Source organism: Bordetella genomosp. 5, from assembly GCF_002261475.1.
In the GTDB taxonomy this organism is placed as follows: domain Bacteria; phylum Pseudomonadota; class Gammaproteobacteria; order Burkholderiales; family Burkholderiaceae_B; genus Bordetella.
Map to the genome: position 1 here is coordinate 254,506 of NZ_NEVN01000006.1, position 21,697 is coordinate 276,202.

The 21,697-nt window shown below is 64.3% G+C and carries 18 protein-coding genes; 5 read left to right on the forward strand and 13 right to left on the reverse strand.

The features are described from left to right. Positions 1-39: 39 nt before the first annotated feature. On the reverse strand, positions 40-1,083 hold the full coding sequence (locus CEK29_RS12770) for an SMI1/KNR4 family protein (RefSeq protein ID WP_094858334.1): 1,044 nt from the start codon (positions 1,081-1,083) through the stop codon (positions 40-42). A 265-nt stretch (positions 1,084-1,348) separates the two neighbouring features. Between CEK29_RS12770 and CEK29_RS12775 the strand changes: the two genes are divergently transcribed. Further along, positions 1,349-2,260 (forward strand): LysR family transcriptional regulator, encoded by a 912-nt coding sequence (locus tag CEK29_RS12775; protein ID WP_217903883.1) that lies wholly within the window; start codon positions 1,349-1,351, stop codon positions 2,258-2,260. A 17-nt stretch (positions 2,261-2,277) separates the two neighbouring features. Here the strand turns inward: CEK29_RS12775 and CEK29_RS12780 are convergent, their stop codons facing one another. From CEK29_RS12780 to CEK29_RS12830, 11 genes are all read right to left on the reverse strand, one after another. Next, positions 2,278-2,745, reverse strand: a complete 468-nt coding sequence (locus tag CEK29_RS12780; protein ID WP_094799957.1) for a Rid family hydrolase — start codon at positions 2,743-2,745, stop codon at positions 2,278-2,280. A gap of 191 nt (positions 2,746-2,936) precedes the next feature. Continuing rightward, positions 2,937-3,881 carry a LysR family transcriptional regulator gene (locus CEK29_RS12785; RefSeq protein ID WP_094858336.1) on the reverse strand — a complete coding sequence of 315 codons (945 nt, stop codon included), beginning with the start codon at positions 3,879-3,881 and terminating at the stop codon, positions 2,937-2,939. A gap of 74 nt (positions 3,882-3,955) precedes the next feature. Further along, positions 3,956-4,918: a Bug family tripartite tricarboxylate transporter substrate binding protein gene (locus tag CEK29_RS12790; protein ID WP_094858337.1), complete on the reverse strand. Its 963-nt coding sequence runs from the start codon at positions 4,916-4,918 to the stop codon at positions 3,956-3,958. Positions 4,919-4,950: 32 nt separating this feature from the next. Further along, positions 4,951-6,225, reverse strand: a complete 1,275-nt coding sequence (locus CEK29_RS12795; RefSeq protein WP_094858338.1) for a carboxylesterase/lipase family protein — start codon at positions 6,223-6,225, stop codon at positions 4,951-4,953. A 199-nt stretch (positions 6,226-6,424) separates the two neighbouring features. Then, complete coding sequence (locus CEK29_RS12800) at positions 6,425-7,864, reverse strand: DUF1254 domain-containing protein (protein ID WP_094858339.1); 1,440 nt, start codon at positions 7,862-7,864, stop codon at positions 6,425-6,427. Between the two features lie 148 nt (positions 7,865-8,012). Continuing rightward, positions 8,013-9,317 carry a DUF1214 domain-containing protein gene (locus CEK29_RS12805; protein WP_176456899.1) on the reverse strand — a complete coding sequence of 435 codons (1,305 nt, stop codon included), beginning with the start codon at positions 9,315-9,317 and terminating at the stop codon, positions 8,013-8,015. A 621-nt stretch (positions 9,318-9,938) separates the two neighbouring features. Next, entirely contained in the window at positions 9,939-10,349 is a 411-nt protein-coding gene (locus CEK29_RS12810; protein WP_094858341.1) for a hypothetical protein, read from the reverse strand. Between the two features lie 482 nt (positions 10,350-10,831). After that, positions 10,832-11,770 carry a tripartite tricarboxylate transporter substrate binding protein BugE gene (locus CEK29_RS12815; RefSeq protein WP_094858342.1) on the reverse strand — a complete coding sequence of 313 codons (939 nt, stop codon included), beginning with the start codon at positions 11,768-11,770 and terminating at the stop codon, positions 10,832-10,834. Positions 11,771-11,923: 153 nt separating this feature from the next. Further along, positions 11,924-12,247, reverse strand: coding sequence for an antibiotic biosynthesis monooxygenase family protein (locus CEK29_RS12820; protein WP_094858343.1), 324 nt, complete (start codon positions 12,245-12,247; stop codon positions 11,924-11,926). Next, positions 12,244-13,548 carry an NAD(P)H-dependent oxidoreductase gene (locus tag CEK29_RS12825; RefSeq protein ID WP_094858344.1) on the reverse strand — a complete coding sequence of 435 codons (1,305 nt, stop codon included), beginning with the start codon at positions 13,546-13,548 and terminating at the stop codon, positions 12,244-12,246. Before CEK29_RS12825 ends, CEK29_RS12820 begins: the two co-directional genes overlap by 4 nt. A gap of 286 nt (positions 13,549-13,834) precedes the next feature. After that, positions 13,835-14,740 (reverse strand): LysR substrate-binding domain-containing protein, encoded by a 906-nt coding sequence (locus CEK29_RS12830; protein ID WP_176456901.1) that lies wholly within the window; start codon positions 14,738-14,740, stop codon positions 13,835-13,837. A 779-nt stretch (positions 14,741-15,519) separates the two neighbouring features. On the opposite strand from CEK29_RS12830, the gene CEK29_RS12835 reads away from it, so the two are divergent. The 4 genes from CEK29_RS12835 to CEK29_RS12850 are packed head-to-tail and all read left to right on the forward strand — an operon-like array spanning position 15,520 to position 21,155. Beyond that, positions 15,520-17,607: a TonB-dependent receptor gene (locus tag CEK29_RS12835; protein WP_255176148.1), complete on the forward strand. Its 2,088-nt coding sequence runs from the start codon at positions 15,520-15,522 to the stop codon at positions 17,605-17,607. A gap of 16 nt (positions 17,608-17,623) precedes the next feature. Beyond that, positions 17,624-18,343 carry an ABC transporter ATP-binding protein gene (locus CEK29_RS12840; RefSeq protein WP_094858347.1) on the forward strand — a complete coding sequence of 240 codons (720 nt, stop codon included), beginning with the start codon at positions 17,624-17,626 and terminating at the stop codon, positions 18,341-18,343. Beyond that, positions 18,340-19,755: a DUF3526 domain-containing protein gene (locus CEK29_RS12845; RefSeq protein ID WP_094858348.1), complete on the forward strand. Its 1,416-nt coding sequence runs from the start codon at positions 18,340-18,342 to the stop codon at positions 19,753-19,755. Before CEK29_RS12840 ends, CEK29_RS12845 begins: the two co-directional genes overlap by 4 nt. After that, positions 19,752-21,155 carry a DUF3526 domain-containing protein gene (locus tag CEK29_RS12850; RefSeq protein ID WP_094858349.1) on the forward strand — a complete coding sequence of 468 codons (1,404 nt, stop codon included), beginning with the start codon at positions 19,752-19,754 and terminating at the stop codon, positions 21,153-21,155. The genes CEK29_RS12845 and CEK29_RS12850 overlap by 4 nt, the downstream gene beginning before the upstream one ends. Positions 21,156-21,429: 274 nt before the next feature. On the opposite strand, the gene CEK29_RS23925 is transcribed toward CEK29_RS12850, so the two are convergent. After that, positions 21,430-21,567: a hypothetical protein gene (locus tag CEK29_RS23925; RefSeq protein WP_170948444.1), complete on the reverse strand. Its 138-nt coding sequence runs from the start codon at positions 21,565-21,567 to the stop codon at positions 21,430-21,432. Between the last annotated feature and the right edge of the window lie 130 nt (positions 21,568-21,697).

Genomic DNA, 21,697 nt, shown 5'->3' on the forward strand with positions numbered 1-21,697 from the left:
TCCAAAACAGGGTATTCGGAAGGGGCTGGGGGGTCGGCCTCAGGCCGGGTTGGCCAGCGGTGTCAGCGCGTCCAGCAGCGCGCGCTCGGCCTGCGCCGACATCCGGAAGCCGTCCGCGCCGGACACGATATCGCCGGCCGCAACCCGCGCGTTCCACCAGTCGCGCACGAAGTCCTGGGCGTAGCCGCCGGTGCGCAGCCCGAACGGCTCTTTCACCAGATTGAACACGATCATCAGCTCGAAGCTGGGCTCGTCGTAGGTCTCGGCGCCGCGCGGCCGCGCCACGAAGGCCTCGAACGACGCGGGCGTGGCAAGTTGCGTGTACAACCAGAACATCAGGGCGTACATGAGATGGGAGTCCGGGTCGGTGTGCAGCGAGAAGTGGCCCTTGGCCTCGACGATGCGGCGCGCCAGCGCGCGCAGCACCTGCTCTCCGTCGGGCAGGCGCTCGCCGGCCGCGGCCAGCGCGGCGATCACGATCGGCGAGAGCGATCCTTGCTCGGTCATGTCGATTGCCTGCGCCCGCTCGGCTTCGCTGTCGTCGAACGCTTCTTCGCCGACCAGGCCATGGATGAACTCGGCGAAATTGGCCGCCACGACGGTGATCCGATAGTCGTCTTCCTGATCCACGTGCACGACGCGCGGTTCGCCCTGCGGGCCGCAATCACGGTAGTCGAGCATGATCACGTCGTGTCCGGCGCTCGGGCAGGTGGCGATCACCACGCCGATGTCCGGGTAGCCCCATTCGCGCATCATGAATGGGGAGCCCAGTTCGCCGCAGAGCGAATAGCATGCGTCGCGCCCGATGGCGTAGAGGCCGGTGATGGCGACGTGATCGTCGGCCCAGCTCGTGGGCTCGTCCATCGGAAAGCAGTTGCGTGCGACCACGCCGCCATTCTGGTGGCGGGCGAGTTCGATGTAGGCGGACGGCAGCCGATAGCCCAGTTCCGCCTCGATGGCTGCCACCCGAGCGTCGTCGGGCGCGGGCTCGACATAGTTTTCGCGTGAGTAAGCGTGGTCTTCCCAGAAGGTGTCGATATCGAAATCGGCAAAAGCGGAGCCGTGCGCCGGGCGGGTGACCATGAATAATCCTGTAGAAGGTTCGTGCGAGCGCCCCTTGCTGGCATCAGCATCGGAGCAGCGCACAAGATGCGGGATCGTATCGCAGGTCCTCTGCTCGTTGTATTGCCAAACGTCAGCGGCACCGCAGAGGGCAGGGTTGCGTAGAATGCGCAAGCCAGTGGCGTCTTGCCACTTTACCGATGAACCGCCTATGAACGTCCGACATCAGCCCCCCCGTGCCACCGCGCCACCCAAGGAAGGCCAATCGCGAGCGGGCGATTCAGACGTGAGCAGCCTGTCGTGGGACGACCTTCGGATCGTCAAGGCTCTCAGCGATTCGGGTAATCGTGCGACCGCTGCCGACAGACTGGGGTTGAATGCATCTACGCTCTCGCGCCGGATCGCGCATCTTGAACAGGCGCTGGGAGTCACGATTTTCACGCGGCGGCGGTCGGGCTACACCCTCACGGCGGAAGGCCAGGAACTGCGGGCGTTAAGCGAGCGCGTCGAGCTGGACATTGTCAGCGTGGCTCGGCGCGTCGGCCGCGCCACGCAGGAGCCCATCGGGAACCTGCGAATCACCACCAGCGACTCGCTTCTGCTCCATTTTCTGACGCCCATCATCGCGGCGTTCAGGAGGCGCCACACCGCAATACGGATCGAGGTGTATGTGGGCAACGACGCCTTGAACCTCGCACGCGACGAGTCGGATATCGCGCTTCGCGCCACCAAGAATCCGCTCGATACCCTGGCGGGACGCCGTCTTGCCACGATCGCCTGGGCGGCGTACGGCCGTCGGGCCGACTTTCCCCACAATACGCCGGCAGGCGACCGCCTCTACGAACAGCTCTGGGTGTCGTACGCAGGGCGATTGGCAGGCCTGGGTGCGGTGCCGTACGTCGACGCGCGCGTCGCGGCGTCCGACATTCTCTATCGGGCGGATTCGGTGGCAGCTATCTCCAGCGCCATCTCAGCGGGAATGGGGATCGGTTTTCTTCCCTGCATGCTCGGCGATGTCATGCCGGGCTTGATGCGCATGGGGCCCGTCGTGCCAGAGCTCGATGACGAGCTCTGGCTGCTCACCCATCCCGACATCCGGGTATCGCCACGGGTACAGACCTTTATGCAGTTCTGCGCGGATGCGGTGCGCGAACAGAAGGCGCTGATCGAAGGGCGATCGCCCGCCACGCCTGTCTGATTCCGGCCAGCGGACGATTACGCATCGGCGCCCGGGCCGAGAATCGCCTTGCAAGCCACCTCGATCAGCTGCGCGGGCATCGCCAGACGCGACACGCCAATCAGATTGCTTGCGCACTGCGGCCGCTGGGTGCCGTACGCCTCCTTGCGCACCTTGCCCGCCGCCGCAAACGCGGCGTCCACGTCCAGGACATACACGGTTTCTTCGACCACGTTATCCAGCGTGGCGCCGAACTGTGCGAGTACCTTGGAAAGGTTCACATAGGTCTGGCGCATCTGCGCCTCCATGGCAGAAAAATCCTCGGGCGCACCGCGACCATCCAGCGCCGCGGGCGCAACCAGATTGCCGCTATCGTCGTGGCTGAGTTGCCCGGACACATAGATTTCGTTGCCGACTCTGACGGCCTGCGCGTAGCCGTAGGCGTCTTCCCACGGCACGTTCAAATAGGCGGTTTGCTTGCTGATCGGGTGGGCGGTGTTGGCCATGTCGGTTCCTTGGGATGTTGCCGCCGCGAGGGTTCTGCGCGGACGGATTTGAGAAACGACAGGCTATCAAGCGTACGAAGCGCACGGCGCGCAATTTTGCGCCTCTGGTGGCGCAGAATTGCACCGGAACTGCGACCCGAGGCCCGCTGGGTTTACCCACGGGGCGCGCGTCCCGCGCCCGACTCAGTGGCCTACGCGCCGGCTCCGCCCTGGGCCTGCGGCGAACGCTGGATCACGCGCGCGATCTGCGTGGCGAACGCGCGCATCTGCCGATTGCTCGGGCGGTCGCGGCGCCAGATGGCGGCGAGGGGAGAGGGCTTGACCGGCGGCAAGACCGGCAGCACATGCAGCTCGCCGCGCGCCTGCCACACGCGCGCCACGCTGCCCGGCAGCAGCCAGAGATCCTGGCCCGCCCGCATCATCTCGCGGCCGAACTCCAGCGACAACGCCCCGACCATGCGCGGGATCGGCAGCCCGAGGCGGCGCAGCGCGAACTCCAGCTCGCCGCGGATGCGGCTGCTGGGCAGTGCGGCAATCCAGGGATGCGCGAGATAGTCGGAGAGCGTGGCGTCCGGCTGGCCCACGAGCGGATGAGAAGGCGCGCAGGTCAGCACCACGGCATCCTGCATCAGCGTGACCGAGCGGTAGATCTGGGGGTTCACGGTGGAGGCGAAGCGGCTGATGAGGATGTCGAGCGACCCGGCGTCCAGGTCTTCGATCAACCGTTCGTGCGTGCCCACCTCGACCGACAGCACGATGCGCGGGTGGTTTTCGCGAAAGCGCAGCGCCGCCTCGGCCACCGGCCAGCCCGAGAACAGCGTGAAGCACCCGACCGTGAGGCTGCCGGCCTCGCCGCGCACGAGCGCGGCCAGGTCGACCTCGGCCTTGCGGTAGCCGCTGAGCAGCTGGCGCGCGTGCCGGCACATGGCCAGGCCGAGCGGCGTGCACGTGGTGCCCTTGACCGTGCGTTCGAACAGGCGCGCACCCACCAGATCCTCGATTTCGGCCACGGCGCGAGACAGCGACGACTGCGTGCAGTTCAGCTGCGCCGCGGCCTTGGACAGATTGCCGAGGTCGCCCACCGTGAGCACGATCTCGAGGTGGCGGGTGCGGAGTTTTCCTTTGAACGGCGTCATGGGCATCGGAGAAGTTGACCGTCGATTATTCCCGGCCCGCCCGCCGCGGGCAACGGCGCGAAAACCCGCAGCCGCTATTGCAGGCGGATGCCCAGCGCCTTGATGAGCGGCTCCATCTCGGCGCGGTCGGTCGTGATCGTTTGTGCCAGGTCTTCGGCGGTCCCGCCGATGGGGATCATCCCGAGCGTCTCCATCTGGGTCTTCATGGCGGGATCCGCAAGCGCCTGCGCAACCGCCTGCTGGATCAGCCGCGCGCGTTCGGGCGGCACGCCCGTGGGTGCCATCAGGCCGATCCAGGGCTGCGGCGCGTAGCCGGGCAGGCCGGATTCCGCCAGCGTGGGCGTGCCCGGCAGACCGCCGAAGCGCTGCGGGCTGGTGATTGCAAGGGCGCGCACCTTGCCGCCGTCGATCAGCCCCTTGGCGCTCGAGAATGCATCGAGCGCCACGTCGAGCTGCCCGCCCACGAGATCGGTCTGCGTCTTGCCGGACGAAGAGGAGGGCACATACAGAGCCTTGATGCCCGCGCGTTGTGCCGTCTGCTCCCAGACCAGATGAAACGCCGTGCCGATCGAGAACGAGCCCATGGTGAGGTTGCGCTGCTTGCTGGCGGCCACGAAGTCCTGCCAGGTGCGCAGCGGGCTGTCCGCGGCCACGATGAACAGAAACGGCGTGCGGGCGACCAGCGCGATCGGCTGCAGGTCTTTCTGTGGGTCGAAGGGAAGCTTGTCGACCGCGAACGGCACGATGGTCACGGTCGAGGCCACCACCATGCCGAGGGTATAGCCGTCGGCCGGCGCCTTGAGCAGGGCGCCGGTGCTGATGATGCCCGACGCGCCGGGCCGGTTTTCGACCACCACCGGCTGATTCCATTGCTGGCTCAGCTTGGCCGCGAGCACGCGCAGCATCACATCCACCGGCCCGCCCGGCGGGTTCGACACGATGATGTGCACCGGTCTGTCCGGAAAGGCCGCCAGCGCAGGCACGGCGGCGGCCAGCAACACGGCGCCCAAGGCCGCGCGAATCGCCCGTTTGATCATGATGTTCCCCTTATGAGTTGTTTGAGGTGAAGTCAGTGCGCCGCGAGCAGCTGCTGGTGCGGCGCGGCGGGCCAGTCGGGGGCCTCGCCGCGAATGAAGGCCAGCCAGGCGCGCTGCGTTCGATCCGCCAGCGCACGCGCCTCGTGTGGGTCCAGGCCCGCCAGCATGGGCGCGCCCGTGTAGGCGGGCAGGGTGCCGAACACGAACGGCAGATCGATGCAGTGGCAGGCGCCGAAGCGCTCGGTGGGCGCCACGTCGAAGCGCGCCAGCCAGGCTTGGCGGCCCAGGCGCGCCGCGTTGGCCGCCCAGGCTCGCGCGGGAGCCCCGAAGATCGACTCGCCCAGCGCCTGGCCGGGGCCGTCGCGACCCATGCCGGGAAAGGCCGCCATCTCGTCGCGCGTGTAGCTCACCAGCACGTCGGCCAGCCCCGCGGCCGCGTCCAGCGCGGCGTGCATGTCTTGCGGCAGGACCGCACCGTCGGCCACCGGCCCGAACAGCGAGCGGTGCGCGCCCTCGGCATCGAGGGCGGCGAGGACGCCGGCGTCCTGTTGCGCGTGCAACAACGCGGCCACCGGCACGTCGCGCAGGGCGTCGAGGTGAGAGACGCCGCAGGCGCGCATGATGGCGTGCGCGATGGCTTCGGCCTGGTCGGCACCGCGAAAGCCGCGGCCCAGCGCGGCGCTCTGAAGAATGGCGCGATCGAATCGCGGCGCGCGGGTCAGCATCGCGCAGATGGACGAGGCCCCGGCCGATTGACCCATCACGGTGATGCGCGCGGGATCACCGCCGAATGCGTCGATGTTGGCGATCACCCAGTCGAGCGCGGCCTCCTGGTCGAGCAGGCCCACGTTGGCGGTCTGGCCCGGCAGGCACAGCCAGCCGAGCGCGGCCAGCCGGTAGTTCACACCGACCACCACCACATCGCCCGCGGTAACCAGCGGCGCCCCGTCGTACCAGGGCAGGGCACCGCCACCGCTTTGCCAGGCGCCGCCGTGCAACCAGACCACCACGGGCCGGCGGGCGCCGTCGGGCGCGGGTGTCCACACGGTCAGGTGCAGGCAGTCTTCGGACTGCGCGGCGTCGAAGTCGCCCATGGCCCCCCGCAGCCGCGAAGGCATCTGCGGCGCCACCGGCCCGGGCCGTGTCGCATCGAGCGTGCCTTGCCATGCGGCCGGCTGGGGCGGCGCCCAGCGCAGCGGGCCGACCGGCGGCGCGGCATAAGGAATGGCGTCGAAGCGGCAGACGCCGCCGCGCCGCTGGCCGTTGACCGTGCCCGCCTTCAGGCGAGCCGTGCAGGATTCGTTCATGCGCGCTTCCCCGGGAACGCAGCCTCGTGGCTGCCGTGTCCCATGGTAGGAGCGAACGCGCGGGCTCGGTCATGCGGGTTTCGAACCGAGCCATGCAGAAACGGAATGGTTACGGCGTGCCGCCGCCGTCAGCAGATACGGCCGGAGGGCGGGATGTGGACTTCCAGGACATTCCACCCCCTGGGCGTGACGCCCCGGGTCAACGCGCCCGCACGAAATCGCCGGGCTTCCAGCTCTTGTCGAACGCCGCCGCCTCCGGGCCGTAGATGCGGATATAGGCGAACCAACCCTGCCCGGGGTTGGTCTGGATCCAGCGGTTCTCCTGGCCCTCCGGCGCCTTCGGCCCGAAATACAGCGTGAGCGGCCGCGACGTGTCCACGTCCTTCAACTCGAACAGCGACCGCAAGGCCGCCTTGTCCTGCGGCGTCTGGACCTGAGAGCGCGTCTGGCTGTCGTACACCGTGACGGACCAGAATAGCTTGCCCGATACGGGCTGCGGCACCGTGAGGGTGTAGCGCTGGCCGCCATCAAGAAACGCGCCCTGATCATCGCGCGCGCCCAGCCAATACAGCGAGCCGGCCCCGGGGTCACGGCGGAACATGGCGGGCGAGGTGACGATCGCCTGCGCGAACCACCGCTCTCGCGCGTCCAGGTCGACGCCATACGAGGTCTCGAATTGGGCGCTGCCCGGCACGAGGCCCGCCCATTCCCACTGCCGGTCGGGCCAGGCGCGCCGATCGGGCCGGTCGCTGTCGAACGCCGCCACCAGCATCTGGTCGCGGCCGATCCGGGCAGCCTGGGTGAGCGTCTCGCGCAGCTTCAGGTCGGGCTTGAAGGGTTTGCCTTTTTCGATGCCGATCTCCGCGAGCAGCCCATACATGGCGCTGGCCGCGGGGTTGATCGGCTCCTGCTGGATCACGCGGTCGAGCACCTCCCAGAACTGAAAGTTGTCTTCCCATTTGAGGGAGGAGCTGTCCATCTTCATTTGCGTCGTGTCGACCGCCGCCAGCGCGGGGCCAGGGGTGCCGTCGGGGCCGAGCGAATAGATTTTGATCGCGCGCAGCGCGTCGAGCGCGCCAGGCACGTCGCCGTTGACCGGCATGGCGCGCACGGCAAGCAGGTTGTTGATGGTGGGAGAGCGGCCGGCGTGATGGCCCGCCGGCGCGGGTCCGGCATAGCCGGGCGGCAGCACGATGTGCTTGCCGCCCTTGCCGGCATCGGGCCCGGGTAGCCCCAGGTCCTGCACCCATCCCTGGTTGTGGTCGTTGACCAGACCGATCAGCGGACCGGGAGGCAGCTCGATCACCACCGGCCCCTTCGACAGGTCCAGCACCGCCGAGCCGTACGGCGTGTCGGAGTTGAGCGTGAAGCCCACCTGCCGCGGCCCGGTCGCCGCGATACCCCATTGCCGGCCCTCGGCGATGCCTGCGCTCCGATTGCCGTTGAAGATGCCTTCCATCGACACGGTGGGATACCAATAGCGATAGGCGATCAGGGCGCGCTGCATGAGCTGGTCGGCGCGCACCTGCTGCGAGGTCGCGGGCGTCGGGTATCCGCGTTCAAAGCGATACGGAGAGGGGGTTTGCGCCTGGACGCTGGCGATGCAGGTGAGGGCGAGCAGGGCAGAGCGAACGATCATGAGCACACCTCGTCGAGCAGAGGCTTGCGGTGGAGGGGAGCCGGCGGGTCGATGCCGGAAATACGCAGGCAGAGCTTCTTCAGCGGATGACGGCGCCATCGATCGTGGGCAGCAAACATGTCAGGCCCCGCGGCGCGGCGACGGCACGTCAGAGACGTGTCACGGGAGGAGGGGCCCAGTCACCCTGTTTCACGTTGTCCTTCGGAACATAGGTGCGGAAGGTGAGCGAAAACGGCTTTCCGGCCGGGGCCGGCAACCAGTTCGATTCCGGCACGCCGGCCGGCGCCGTGGGGCCGATCGCGATTTTCAAGGAGCCGTCGGGCTCGAGCTTGAGATCGGAATGGGTATTGAAGTTGTAGCGCTTCAGATCGTTAGGCACGACGCGATAGTCCGGCACGCCGACCAGAATCACCGACCAATACGCATTCACCGCGGTCTGCGGCAGCTTGTCGGCCGGAAAATGCATCACGTAGCTGTTCGCGCCGTTCAGCGTTTCTTCGTTGGCATCCCGCGTGGCCACAAAATAAATGACCTCGTCGCGAGTATTCGCCCAGATCCCCGCGTAATTCACCACCGTGCGCAGCCGGTAATTGGCGCCGTAATTGCCGGTGGGGCTGCCGCCCACCCAGTGGTTGCGATAGGGCGCGCTCTTGGTGAAGGCGTATTCGATGAATTGCGGCACGACCCGCTCGCGCAGCAGCTTGCCGACGGCCTCTCTTGCCTCGGGCGACGACGCCACATGTCGGGCAACGGCACGCACCTGCTGTTGCATCTGGGCCGCCACGGGCGACACATCGAACGCGCTGCCGAGCCGTGCATCGACATCGTCGAAGATCTCGGCCCCCAGCAGCGTTTTGTTGTCGAAGGCCGGCACGGCCACGGGCGGTTGAATCAGCGGCGTGCCCAGTGAGCGGAGCTCGAAGCCGCGCTGCAGCGATACCGCGCCGAGCGGATCGCCCTTGAGCTCGACGCGGCCGAGCAGCTTGGCCTTGGACGAATGCAGTTCGATGCGCGCGGCGCCCGGAGGGATGTCACCCCGCCATCCCGGCGCGACCAGCGCGTAGGTCCCAAAGGGCTGGGAGGCAAACGTGCGCTCATTGATATTGGCGATGACTTCGCCCCATTCGTCGAGAATCTGGGCCGTGTAATAGCGCTCGGCCACCTGCGGCACGGTCAGAATCGCCGGCGTCCGGTCGTCGACCGCGATCCACGCTTCGAGATAGGCGACATCGAAATTCGGATTCACGAAATCCGCCGACCCCAGCGGGTTGTAGGCGATCTCGTTATAGGCGAACTTCGGCGCGGCGCGGTCCATGTGCTCCTGCCGGATCACCAGCATGCGGCCAAGCAGGTAGAGATACGCCTGCTCGATGACCTCGTCGCTGGGCGGCGTCGTCGACGCCCCGACGCGACCCCAGGCCAGCGTGCCGGCGGCGGCCATCAAAGCAAGCATTGCACGGCGATTCAAGTGCATGTGACGCTCCAGTGAACAAGACCAGAGAGGGCGCGGCGACGCTGGCGTGCGTGGTGGCCCACACGATGTCGAACTCGCCTGGCTTACACGCGGCCAGGATCAATCATCAGGCGGGCGCGGTGCCGCTTGGGAAATGGGGAGGCGGGAGGAACGGGCCGGTGCGCCACGGCGGCAGAGAATCCGCGCGGGGAGGGCGGCGCAGCGCGCCGGCGGACAGGCACCGGCGGGGAGATCGATACAACGACGGCATGAACATGCGGCGGACCTCGTTCCTTGCGTTCGTACTGCCAACAATCGGGTTGCTGGGCACCAGCAAAGCGACGAGCGTCGCGTCTTTTTATTCTTTAGTTTGCGGATATTGCCGTCAACTAGAATTTGCAGACTGGCGTCAAGGCGCGGAGGCGGGATTTCAGACGGATATCGGGGTGTTGAGGCGGGCACACGAGGCGGAAGCTTCGGGGCGCCCATGCCGAGCTGTGCACACAAGGTAGAAGCTGCGCAACGCCGATGCTGAACCGTGGGCGCAAGGCGGAAGCCGCGGAACGCCAACACTGTGCCGTACACACGAGGCAGGAGCTGCGGCGCGCCCCGGAACGATCGTCAACGCAGGTTGCGAATCGTGCCCTCTGGGTCGAAGAAACTCGTCTTGATGCCACGTACCAGTTCGTCCGACGCCTGCGACATCATCTGGCTCATGTTCTGGAGTCGCGCCATCTCGACGCTCACGCGTGAGGCGATTTCGGCGCCCTGGCTGTAGAGCTCGGTGAGCCGCTGGTCGAGTTCCGCGGCGGGCAGGCCTTGTTCCATCAGCAACGCTTTCTGGTGCTCGAGGCCGCGCAATTCGGTGTTCAGCCCGCTGACCAGGCTGGCTTGCTCCATCACTTGGCCACGAAGACGCTCATAACGATCGAGCAGGATGGCCGCAGGCAGGAGCTGAGAAGCGGGCCCGATGGCTTTCGCCGCGTCGAGGTAAATCGAAGACATGCCGCCGGGAAGGGAGTCGATTGCCATGAAGCGTTCCGGTGAAGATCCTGACCCGGTCTGAGTGACAGGGCCAGCCCGGAAGTTCCACGGTTTGCCTCTATCCGCTACTTTACATAATATACATTATGCGTGTTATGGATAGAGAGACGGGTGGAGGTTTCCGGTACCTCTCCACGGATGCATTTCGCCGGCGGAAACCCGCCATCCCACGCCCATAGCCGGTGGACAAAAAGCTGTACCAACAGCTCAACTATCGCTGCGCCAAGGCTGAGCAAGTTGGAGTTCACGTATAAAGCGAACTTCGGATCCATCCCGGCCGTCTCGTAAAAAGCTCAGTCGTCGCATCATGCTCAATGAGCCGAACCTGAACAACGGGTCGCTGCGATGGTCGCCCCGCCATTCCTCTATCGCCTCTCTTTGATTCAGGACGCGTTGTCTTCGCTGATGATGTGCATCCTGTCGATAGATCGGTATTTCAACAGGCTCTTAGCCTCGGGGCCGACAAGCGTTTATCTTTGCAGTTTGATGTTGCTGCGATGTACAACGTCACGTGCCCAGTCGTACTGGTTCTTGATTTCGACGGCGAACTCCTGCGGCGTGTTACCCGAAGGGGCTGCTCCTTGACTTGAGAGAACCTCAACGACCGACGCATCCTTCAGCGCTATTACCGCGGCATTACGCAAACGATCGATGACATCGGTTGGCGTATTCTTAGGGGCAAGCAGTCCATACCAGCCCAGGCGATTAAGTTCGGAGTAACCCGCCTCCGCGAGCGTTGGGACATCGGGCAACGTCGGCCATCTATTTGGCCAAGCTACAGCGATGGGACGAAGGTTTCCGGCCTGAATCTGGCTCATCGAAGCCGGCAGATTGTCAAACATAATCTGGATCTGGCCTGCGACAGTGTCCTGGACCGCTGGGGCAGCTCCTTTGTACGGAACGTGCATGATATCAACGTCGGTAGCTGATTTAAACGACTCGCCGAATAAATGAAGCACTGAACATGTACCCGAACTTCCGTAGGAGTAGTGATTGGGCTTGTGCTTGAGTTCCTTCAGAAATTCCTCGAAGTTCTGCGCCGGAAATCCATTATTAACCTCAATGACGAAAGGAACATTCACGAAGTTCGTCACTGGCGCAAAGTCTGCGATAGGGTTATACGGTAAGTCCTTGGGGCGACAAGCTGAATTGACGGCCATCGTAGAGACGGTCGCGATAGATAGGGTGTAACCGTCTGGAGCGGCTTTGGCAGCTTCGGCGGCACCGATTGCCCCGCCAGCCCCGGCTCGATTTTCGATAATCAACGGCTGACCTAACTCTTTGGCCATTCGCTGCGTCACTATGCGCGCGACAATGTCGGTCGAGCCTCCTGGAGCGAAAGGAACTATGACTCGGATCGGTTGGCTCGGGTAGCTCTGTGCAGAGTGCGCGATTGATGTGCTGCTCATGGCACACAGAGCGGTTACTGCAGCTATTAAATTTGAATATTGCAGTGTGCGTTTCATGGATGTCTCCCCTTGTAGCTGCTGCGAACTGACATCGAGTACTGCGGATGGCAGAACTACGCGCCGCCGTTTATGAAGTTTTAAGTGTCAGCATATTCATCTTGATTCCGAAGAATCGGAGATTGCCGTACTCAATAATCGCTCGCTGTGATCGACCAAAGGTGGCTTGGAGAAACATGCTCCTACCAGCTTACGCCACTCCCGAAACCCTTCTGAGGCTTGGAAATGTTCGACATGGTCCGCGACGCTATTCCAGTTAACCATCAGGTGATAACGAAAAGGGTCTTCAATTCCGCGCCTAAGTTCGAGGTCAACGAATCCCTTTGCGCTACGAAATATTGGCAAGGCTTGGGCGACCCCTTGCTCGAATTGTCGTTGCATCTCCGGTTTGATACTGATATCCGCGATCTCGAGAATCATGCTGTGCTCTCCGCTGAGAATTCACGCTCCATCTGTTTTCTGAAGCGAAAGGCTTCGTCGTCAGCGTTCATTTCAACGTCCTCCCATGTGAGCGTTTGCCCTTCCGAGACCTTTCGTTTAACGCGAACATTCGACGCCAGACCGATAGGTAGCCCGCCTTTGAGCAGACTGTCGCGAGCAGGCATGAGCTTTCCCCACACGAGATAGCCTCCTTCACCGTCAAGAATCTCCCCCGGCGAAATATCGCGCTTGGCGGTGGCCACTACATCAGCGACAAATCCAGTGGGTGCGCCGGTCGCTTGCCCGCGTAACGCGGCCGAGAAGATGGATACGTTCAACTCCAGCCCAATGAGGTGGAATGGTCGATAAAGTGCCGCCACATCCCCTGTGGGGTCAGTCTTGACGCCATACTCTTTAAAGCATCGCCTCGTGTAGTCGTTGCCGCCTGCGAAAACAACATAGACGCCCCAGCGTAGATTGCCAGGAATCACAGAACCATCGCGCTCGACGCTTGAGACGACTTCGACTTGTCCGCGATGATGCAACGTACTTGGGTTGATTCGATTGGCAAGCTCTTCAGCTGATGTAGGTACGAAACCAAGCCCATCGGGCGCAGGTGCAAGGCCAGTCGCATTTGCGACTGCGGCCATCTCGATGCCCGATTTTGTTCCATCAATGAATGAATTGAACATCTGCGCGTTCATTCCACCTTTCTTGGCATCATCCGGGCTAACTCCTCGATACTGCCAAACCGTCTCAGGAGTTGATTGATGAAAATAAGGTAGATAGCGTGTGCCTTTTCCTGCCGCGAGCACTTCGAATCCACATGCCCGCGCCCACTCGACCATTTCGCAAATCAACGCTGGCTGATCGCCATATGCCAGCGTGTAAACAACACCCGCTTCACGCGCCTGTCGGGCCAGCAGTGGGCCAGCGAGAACATCCGCCTCTACATTCACCATCACAATGTGCTTGCGTGAAGCGATAGCTGCGCGAGCATGTCGTATGCCGGCTGACGGGTGACCTGTGGCTTCGATCACTACGTCGACGTCGGGATCCTCGATAAGTGATAGAGCATTCGCGGTAAAGCGCACCCTGTCTGCCATCGTTTCGGTCCAGCCTACGTTCAGGCAGGCATTACGTGCACGATGCTCGTCCAGGTCAGCGATCACCGTAACCGTCAAACCTTTACTTGTCGGAACTTGCGCGAGAAACATCGATCCGAATTTACCTGCTCCGATCAACCCGACTCGTACCGGTCTACCATTTGATTCGCCAGCAAAACCGTAGCTAAAACTCATATGCTATCTCCGTCTGATCTCTGGTGATTTTCGATAGGCGCAATGGGGTCGCGGGCCCTCCCCCGCGTCGATGAAAATCGCCCGGGAAAGCATTAATTAGTGCGACGGATATTTTCGATCAAGAAAATATAGCGATTGCGCATGTCGACCTCATGCCGCTGCGCGATAATTCCGATGGGCTCGTTGATGTGAGGATGCTAGCAAGCACAACCACAACTGTCGTATATCGGATTATCGTGACCTATAACCTTTGCTCATAGGCCATTCGGTAGCGAAGTCTGCCTTGCTATGAAGAAATTTGCGGGAGGTCTTTCGCCCATTCACGGAGTACTTCGACGAAGATGTTCAGTGAGGGGCTAATGGATTGAAATCGCGGCGTGATCAAGTAGACGTCGAAACTTATTTCTTCAACGATGGGGCGTACGACTATCTCGCTCCAGAGCTTGTCCGCGACGGAAAATTCGTCAACTATCGCAACGCCGAGGCCTCGCTGGGCCATGGCGCAGGCCAACTCGGCGCGCGGCACATCAATCGCCGGTTTTATGTCAAAACCATGCGCTTCCATTGTTTCGCGTATGAGTCGTTCAAATGGAATGCTGAGTGAATAACAAATGGTTTTGTGCGCGGTCAGGTCGCGGAGTCGAATAGCGGGTCTTGCCGCTAATGGATGTTGCAATCGCATAGCACAGACCATTCTGCCCGAGAATAAACGCTCAACGGTTAGCCCTGCGTTCTCAACGGGTAGAACCGTGACTGCGGCATCCAAGGTTCCGCTCAAAATTTCCAACGGAACGTCTTGGACCATGGTTGTGTTGAAGTGGACTCGGACTCCGGGGTCCCGTTGCAGGTAACGGTCGATGATCTTGGGCATCAATGACAAGCCGAGGCTTGGGCTGCTGCCGATGCTTATCTCAGAGGCATGCGCTACAGCCAAATTCTCGACAAAGCGATCCACTTTTTGAGCCGCCGAATAAACTGTTTGCACTTGCTCATACAGCAAGTGCGCATCGGCTGTCGCTTGTAGTTTCCCGCCAATACGATTGAAAAGCTTGATCCCCAAACTAGTCTCGGTATGAGCCAATAGCTTACTCACTGCTGGCTGCGAAACATATAGCATGCGCGCGGCACCGCTCACACTCCCTGTGAGCATGACGGCGCGGAAAACTTCCATTTGACGCAGCTTAAAGGCCATTACTGTCCTGAGATGCATGCCATCATGCCGGCGAGATGGGGTTCATCTTACAGTAGGCATTAAAGCGTGGAGTGTTGTCATCAAGCGTGAAGAAGGCCGTGAAGCTACGGGCGGGAAAATGACGCGGTGTCGCTGATTAGCAGTATGTTGAAAAACCAAAGACACACAATAACAGCGAGATTATTTCTATTGTTTTTGTGCGATACGTAGCAATTACCGCCGCACAGACCCGTTTTGACTTTCGTCGTTCTTGGTTTGCGCACGGCACACGCAATTATGCCAACGCCCGCAACCGCATAAAGTTCTAAGCGGCCATGCCTAGCGTCAGAAGTTGATCCACTTTATCTAGCAGGCAGGCCTTCCTTCGCTCGGTGACGTCATAGCCTTGGCCGTCACGGCAAAACACCGACTGCCCGGCTGCTGTAACACCGACGCGTTCGGGGGCCACAAAGGCCAGCCCTTGTCGCCGGTGGGCGCTAGCGTGCTCGCCGGCGTTGATCGCGCCGCGAGGCCACGCCGGGGCCGTCCCATCCGCTTGCCCTCTCTCGACCGAGCTCCGCGCCAGGCATACACGCGCCCTCACCCAAACCTCGGACAGACCACCGCCCACCTCCGCACCGCCACGAAATAGAATAATATAACGTTCTAATTTTGCGCCGAGGCTGCCTAGGCCCCGGTCGCACTCACGCGGTTTCATCCCGCGCTCATCCCCGATCGAACTCCACTCCGACCCTATGTCCACGCGACCTTCCTGCAGCATTCCTGGCGACAACCCTGCTTTGCGCACCGCTTTTGTCGTCCTCTCCATGGCCACCGGCCTGACGGCCGGCGAAGCCTGGGCCGAGGAGAAGCGCGCGGCGCCCTCCTCCTCCACCGCCACGCTGGCGCCGATCGAGGTCAGCGGGCAGGACGTTGCGCGGGAGTTGCTGGGCGAGCGGGATCGGGTCACGCTGGACAGCACCGGCCTGCCGGCCGCCATGACCGTGATCACCCCGGCCGAGTTGCAGACGATCAACGTGGGCCGGGATATCTCGAACATCTTTCGGCGCGTGCCCGGTGTAGTGGCCAACAACATCGATCAGGGCGATACCGGCAACGGCTTCCGGATGCGCGGCTTTGCCACCCAGGGCACGCACGGCGCCGACACGGCGGTTTACGTCGACGGCGTCCCGCAGAACCTGCCTTCGAGCGAGGCGGGCGCGGGACACGGGCCGGCCTTTCTGGAGTGGCTCACGCCGGACATGATCGGCAACGTCGCGGTGATCAAAGGCCCGGTGTCCGCCTTATATGGCGATCAGCATCGCGCCGGCGCCGTGGACATCAGCTCGCCGTGGGGCCAGGTACCTTCGAGCATCGGGCTGACGGTGGAGAGCTACGGCGGACGACGCGCCTCGCTGGTCCATTCGGGCGAATACAAAGACATCCAATCCTTGTTCGTGGCCGATGTGTATCGCGCCGATAGTTACCGTGACGAGGCCGACACCGAACGGCAGAATTTCTTCTGGAAGCTGTCCACGCCCTATGACGGCGGCCGATACAGCCTGAGCGTGAACCACTATCACGCGCGCTTTCATGCGGCGGGATACCTGCTGCAGTCGAGCCTGCAGTCGGGCGCGGCGGATTTTCGGGATGTGCAGTACGACACGCCGGGCTTCGGACGCAACACGCAGACCGGTCTGGTGTTCAACCGCCGTCCGCTCAACAGCGAGGCGGGGTTCTACACCACCGTCTATGCGCAGAAGCTCGAGCGCGAGCGTGGCATTGCCGCCGCTGTGGATCAGCATAACGTGGGCAGCGACGACCGCTATTTCGCGGGCGGCCGCGTCGCGAACAACTTTGTGTTCGGCGACCGGGGCGCGTTGTTCGTGGGCGCCGATTTTCGGCGCGACAAGGGCGATGGCATCCGCCAGCGCTATGTCAACGGCGATCCCACCGACAATTATCTGGTCAACCTGAACATGGATCTGGTGACCTACGGCGTGTTCGCGCAGGGGCAGTACAAGCCCACCGAGAATCTGAAGCTGCTGGCGGGCTTGCGTTACGACGCGTTCGACTACGACATCGAGAACCGCAAGCTGCCCGACGCTTCCACCAAGTATCGCGATTCCGTGGCGACGCCCAAGCTCGGCGTGGTCTGGAGCGCCCTGCCCACGCTCGACCTCTATGCGAACGTGGCCGAGGGCTTTCGTTCGCCGGCGGCGCAGCAGATCAGCCCCAGCGGCACGCTGGGCCCGCTCGGCGCGCGCGGCGGCGCCGCCAATACGTCGATCGCGCCGTCCAAGGTGCGGTCCTATGACCTGGGCTTCACCGCGTCGCCCTCCGAGAATCTGGCCGTGGCCGGCGCCGTCTACTACACGGAAAACGAAGACGAGATCGTGCTGACCGCGCCCGACACGTATTCGTCGGTGGGCGAGACGACACGCAAGGGTTTCGAACTGGAAGCGCGCTGGCGTGCCACGCGCGGCTTCAGTGTGTATGCCAGCTATGGACGCATCCTGGAAGCCGAGATCAAGAACCCCCTCCCCGGCACCGGCGCGCGTCTGTCCGTGCCCAAGGACATCATCAAGGCGGGCGTGGAGTACGGCATGCCGCTTGCCCAGGGGCACCTCACGCTCAACGCCGACGCTTATCTCACGCGCGGCATCCCGTACTACAGCGGTTCGCCCCTGGCGGAAAAGTCGATGCCGACCTACACCCGCTACGACTTCCGCGTGACCTACGACTACCAGCGCTACCAGATGTCGGCGTATTGGATTCTGCAGCCGCACCGTTACGCCAGCGAGGCGGCCTATGCGACCAACGCCGGGCTCTGGATCTCGCCGCAGCCCAAGAATCTCGTCGGCGTGAACGTGCGCTACTTCTTCTGACGCGCGGGAGATCGCCATGAGCGCCCCTGCGCTGCAAGCGCACGATCTGACCGTGGACTTCGCGGCCAGGCGTGCGATCGATGGCCTGTGCCTGACCGTGCCCGCGGGGTGCATCTATGCCCTGCTGGGCGGCAACGGGGCGGGCAAGACCACGACGCTCAGCGTGTTTCTGGGTTTTGTCCCGCCGTCCGCGGGCGAGGTGCATGTGGGCGGCACGCGGGTCGACAAAGATCCCGACGCGGCGCGGCGCCTGGTCTCTTATCTGCCCGAGAACGTGGCCCTGTACCCCTACCTTAGCGGCATCGAGAACCTGCGTTATTTCAGTGCGCTGGCGGGTTTGCGACTGTCCGCGGTCGAGGCCGCCGCCCGGCTCGAGCAGGCGGGTCTGCAGTGCGGCGCCCACGGCCAGCGGGTCGAGCGCTACTCCAAAGGGATGCGCCAGAAGGTGGGCCTGGCCATCGCCTACGCCAAGGGCGCCGTGGCCATGTTGCTGGACGAGCCGACCTCGGGCCTGGATCCGGCCGCCACGCACGACTTCTCGACGCAGCTGCGCCGTGCGGCGGCCGATGGCCTGGGCATCCTGATGGCCACGCATGACCTGTTCAACGCGGTCGAGGTCGCCGACCGCATCGGCATCATGCGGTCCGGCCGTCTGCTGGACGAGTTCGACGCGCACCGCGTCAGCCATGCGGAGCTCGAAGCGACCTATCTGGCGCATGCGCGAGCCGTGCCATGATCGGCGTGATTGTCCGCAAGGAACTGCTGGGGCTGTACCGCGACCGCCGTGTGCTGATTCTTGCCGTGGCGCTCCTGGCCATGTGGGCGACGCTGTACGTGGCCGCGCTCGCGCAGCAAAGCCGTCTGCACGCCGAGCGCGTGCAGATCGGCGACACCACCCGGGCGCAATGGGAAAAACAGGGCATCAAGCATCCGCATCGCGGGGCCCACTTCGGCATCTACGTGTTTCGTCCGGACGCCCCCTTGTGGGCCTTCGATCCCGGCATCGAGCCCTATGTGGGGCAAGCGATATGGCTCGAACCGCACCGACGCAACATGGCGCGTTTCAATCCCGACGCAGATAGCGGACCGGGCGCGCGCTTCGGCCAGATCGTGCCGGCCTATCTGCTGGCCGGGCTGTTTCCGTTGTTGATCATGGCGCTGTCTTTCAGCCAGGCAACGCAGGAGCGCGAGCGAGGCACCCTGCGCATGCTGCAGAGCATGGGGGTGTCGAACGCCGCCTTGCTGGGCGGCAAGCTGATCGCCATCATGACGTGCGTCGCGCTGGCGTTTCTGCCCATCTTCGGTTTGCTCGGCATCGGCGCCCTCTGGCTGCCCGAATCCGCCGGGCTGACGCTCCGCGTCGCCAGCCTGGCGGGCGTGTATCTGCTCTACTACCTGTGCCTTGCCACGCTCGGCCTCGCCGTTGGCGCGCTCAGCGCCGGCAGCCGCGGCGCGCTGTTCGTGCTGGTGCTGGTGTGGGCCCTGTTCGTGCTGGCCGCGCCGCGCGTTGCCAGCGCCGTGGCGCAGGCCCGTGTGCCCCTGCCCTCCTCGTCCCAATTCTGGGCCGACATCGCCCACGACTACACGCAGGGTCTGCCCGGTGGCGAAAGCCTCGCGACCCAGGTGCGGGCGTTCGAGGCCGGACTCCTGCGTCAGTATGGGGTGGCCTCGCTCAGCGAGGTGCCGATCGGCGTGAATGCCGCGAGGCGGCTGGTGCGCGATGCGCACGCCGACCGGGTCCATGCGCATCATTTCGACGCGCTGTGGGCTCGCTATGAACGGCAGCAGCAGCTGTTGCGCTGGGCGGGTCTGTTCAGCCCGACCCTCGCGCTGATGGCCTCGTCGGCCTCGCTCTCGGGCACATCGCTGGCGCATCAAGGCCATTTCGAGGAGGCGGCGGAGCACTACCGGCGCGAGGTCAATACGGCGCTCGACCAGTGGGACGTGGCCCATACCCGAGGCAACGTCTCCTACGAGACTCAGTATGCGGCAGACTCGTTGTGGCAGAGCATTCCGGAGTTCCAGTACGCGCCGCCCTCGCTGGGCTTCGCGGTCAGGCGGGCCGGGCCCGACCTGCTGTCGCTGGCCGCCTGGGTCGTGGCTTCGGCAGGACTGTTGGCCCTGGCCGCAAGGCGGTGGCGACCATGAGGCTGATACTCTGGGCCGAGTGGCTGCGCTTTCGCCGCAGCCGCGCCAACCTCGCGATCACGTTCAGCTACTGCTTGCTGTTGGCGGTTTGCGCGCTTTGGTCGATGCAGGGCGCGCGCGACAAGCGCCTTGCCGATGACCGGGAGATAGCCGCACAACACGCCGTGATCGAGCAGGCGCGAGCGAGCCACCCAGCCGGCGGCGCGGACGCGCCCGTCGATCCCGGGCGGGCCGCGCAGGCATTCAATCTGGGCCGGTCGACGGCGGGCCTGGCCCAGTTGCCGCCCGGCCCGGGCCTCGCGCTGAGCCTGTCGCCCTACCGCACCCTGCCCACCCGCATTGCGGTCTCCGTGGAGAGTCGTCAGGCGGACGGACGGCGCAGCGATGCGCTGAGCAATCCCATGCTCGCGCAGTATCGCGCGCTGGATCTGGGCGCCGTGCTGGCGCTGCTGCTGCCCTTGGTGGCGATCGGTCTGTGCGCGGGCGCATTCCAGGAAGATCGCGAACGCGGCATCTGGCGCACGACGCTCGTTCAGACCGTGCGGCCGTGGCGGCCGCCCTATGCCGCTCTGGGCATCCGCGCGCTGGTGCTGTGGTTGCCGGCCGCGCTGACCTGCAGCGTGGCAATTGCTGCGAGCGCCAGTGCGGGCGCCGCGCCGGCCGCGGCGTGGTGGGCCTTGTGCCTGGCCGCGTACGCGGGGTTCTGGGTGGCGCTATGCGGCGCGTTGGCGGCGTTGGCGATCTCGTCCGGCGCGGCCCTGCTGACCGCGCTGGCCGGGTGGCTCTTGCTGACCTTCGTGGTTCCCGCGGGCCTTCAGACGGCGGCCGGCGCGCGGCATCCCATGCCGTCGCGTTTGGCCTTCATCGTGGAACTGCGTCAGGCGCAGCAGGAAGCGGAAGTCCGCATGCCTGCCCTGACCAAGCGCTGGTACGCCAACCACCCGGAATCGGCGCCGCTGTTCACGGGCCGGCATACCTGGCCGGTGACTTTCCTGCCCCGCTTCGAGCACCAGGACAGTCTGATCCATCCCGCGCTGCGGCGTTTCGATCGGCAACGGCTGGCGCAAACCGAGTTCGTGCAACGCTGGGCGTGGCTGTCTCCGCCCTTGGCGTTGCTGCAGGTGTCGGACGATCTGGCGGGCATCGGCGCCGGGCAACATAGCGCGTTCCTGGACGCCGTCGATACGTACGAAGCGACGTGGCGCGGCTTCTTCGTGCCGCGGATCATGGGCTATCGGGGGCTGTCGAGCGCGGACTACGCGCGGATTCCGTCATTCGAAGCGGCGCAGCGCGCCCCCTCGCACGCGGTGGCGTGGCTGGCCGTGCAACTGTTAGTGGCGGCGGCAGCGTTGACGACGCTGCTGTATCTGCTCAGGACGCGCTTGGGGCGCCGTGTATGACACGCGGCACGGGCCACGCGCGACGGACGTGGCGTCTACGCTGCCGTGAGGCTGTAACGTGAGGCGAATCCGCGATCGCGCGTGCGTGGCGTGAGCCGGCTGTGCGGTAACGCGTGCGTGACGAGAGCCGAGTTCGGGGTCAGGCGTGCGTGGCGTGAGCCTACTCCGCGATCTCGAGGCAGGCCGCGCTCGCTGCCAATGTACGAGCGCCCCGCCCCCCGACCTGCTTCCGTCGTCAGGCAGAGACTCTGCCCCCTGGCGACGAAGCCGGGTCTTACCGGCCTTCCCTTTCTTTCTTCTTCGCCTTTTCCTCTTTCTCGCCGTCGTAGTGAGATTTGATGGCGAGATAGCCGAACGTGCCCAGCACGGCGAGCTTGAAGGTACCGAAGATGACGGGGATCCAAAAATTCATAACTTCCTCAACACGCTGCGTCAGCAGCTTCATCTACCCGGCGCGAGCCTGGCCGGGACAGCGCCGGCGCCGGCGCGGCTTGGGCCCGCGGTGGCATGGCGAGGCTGCTGAAGCGGCCGCCTGACCGAGC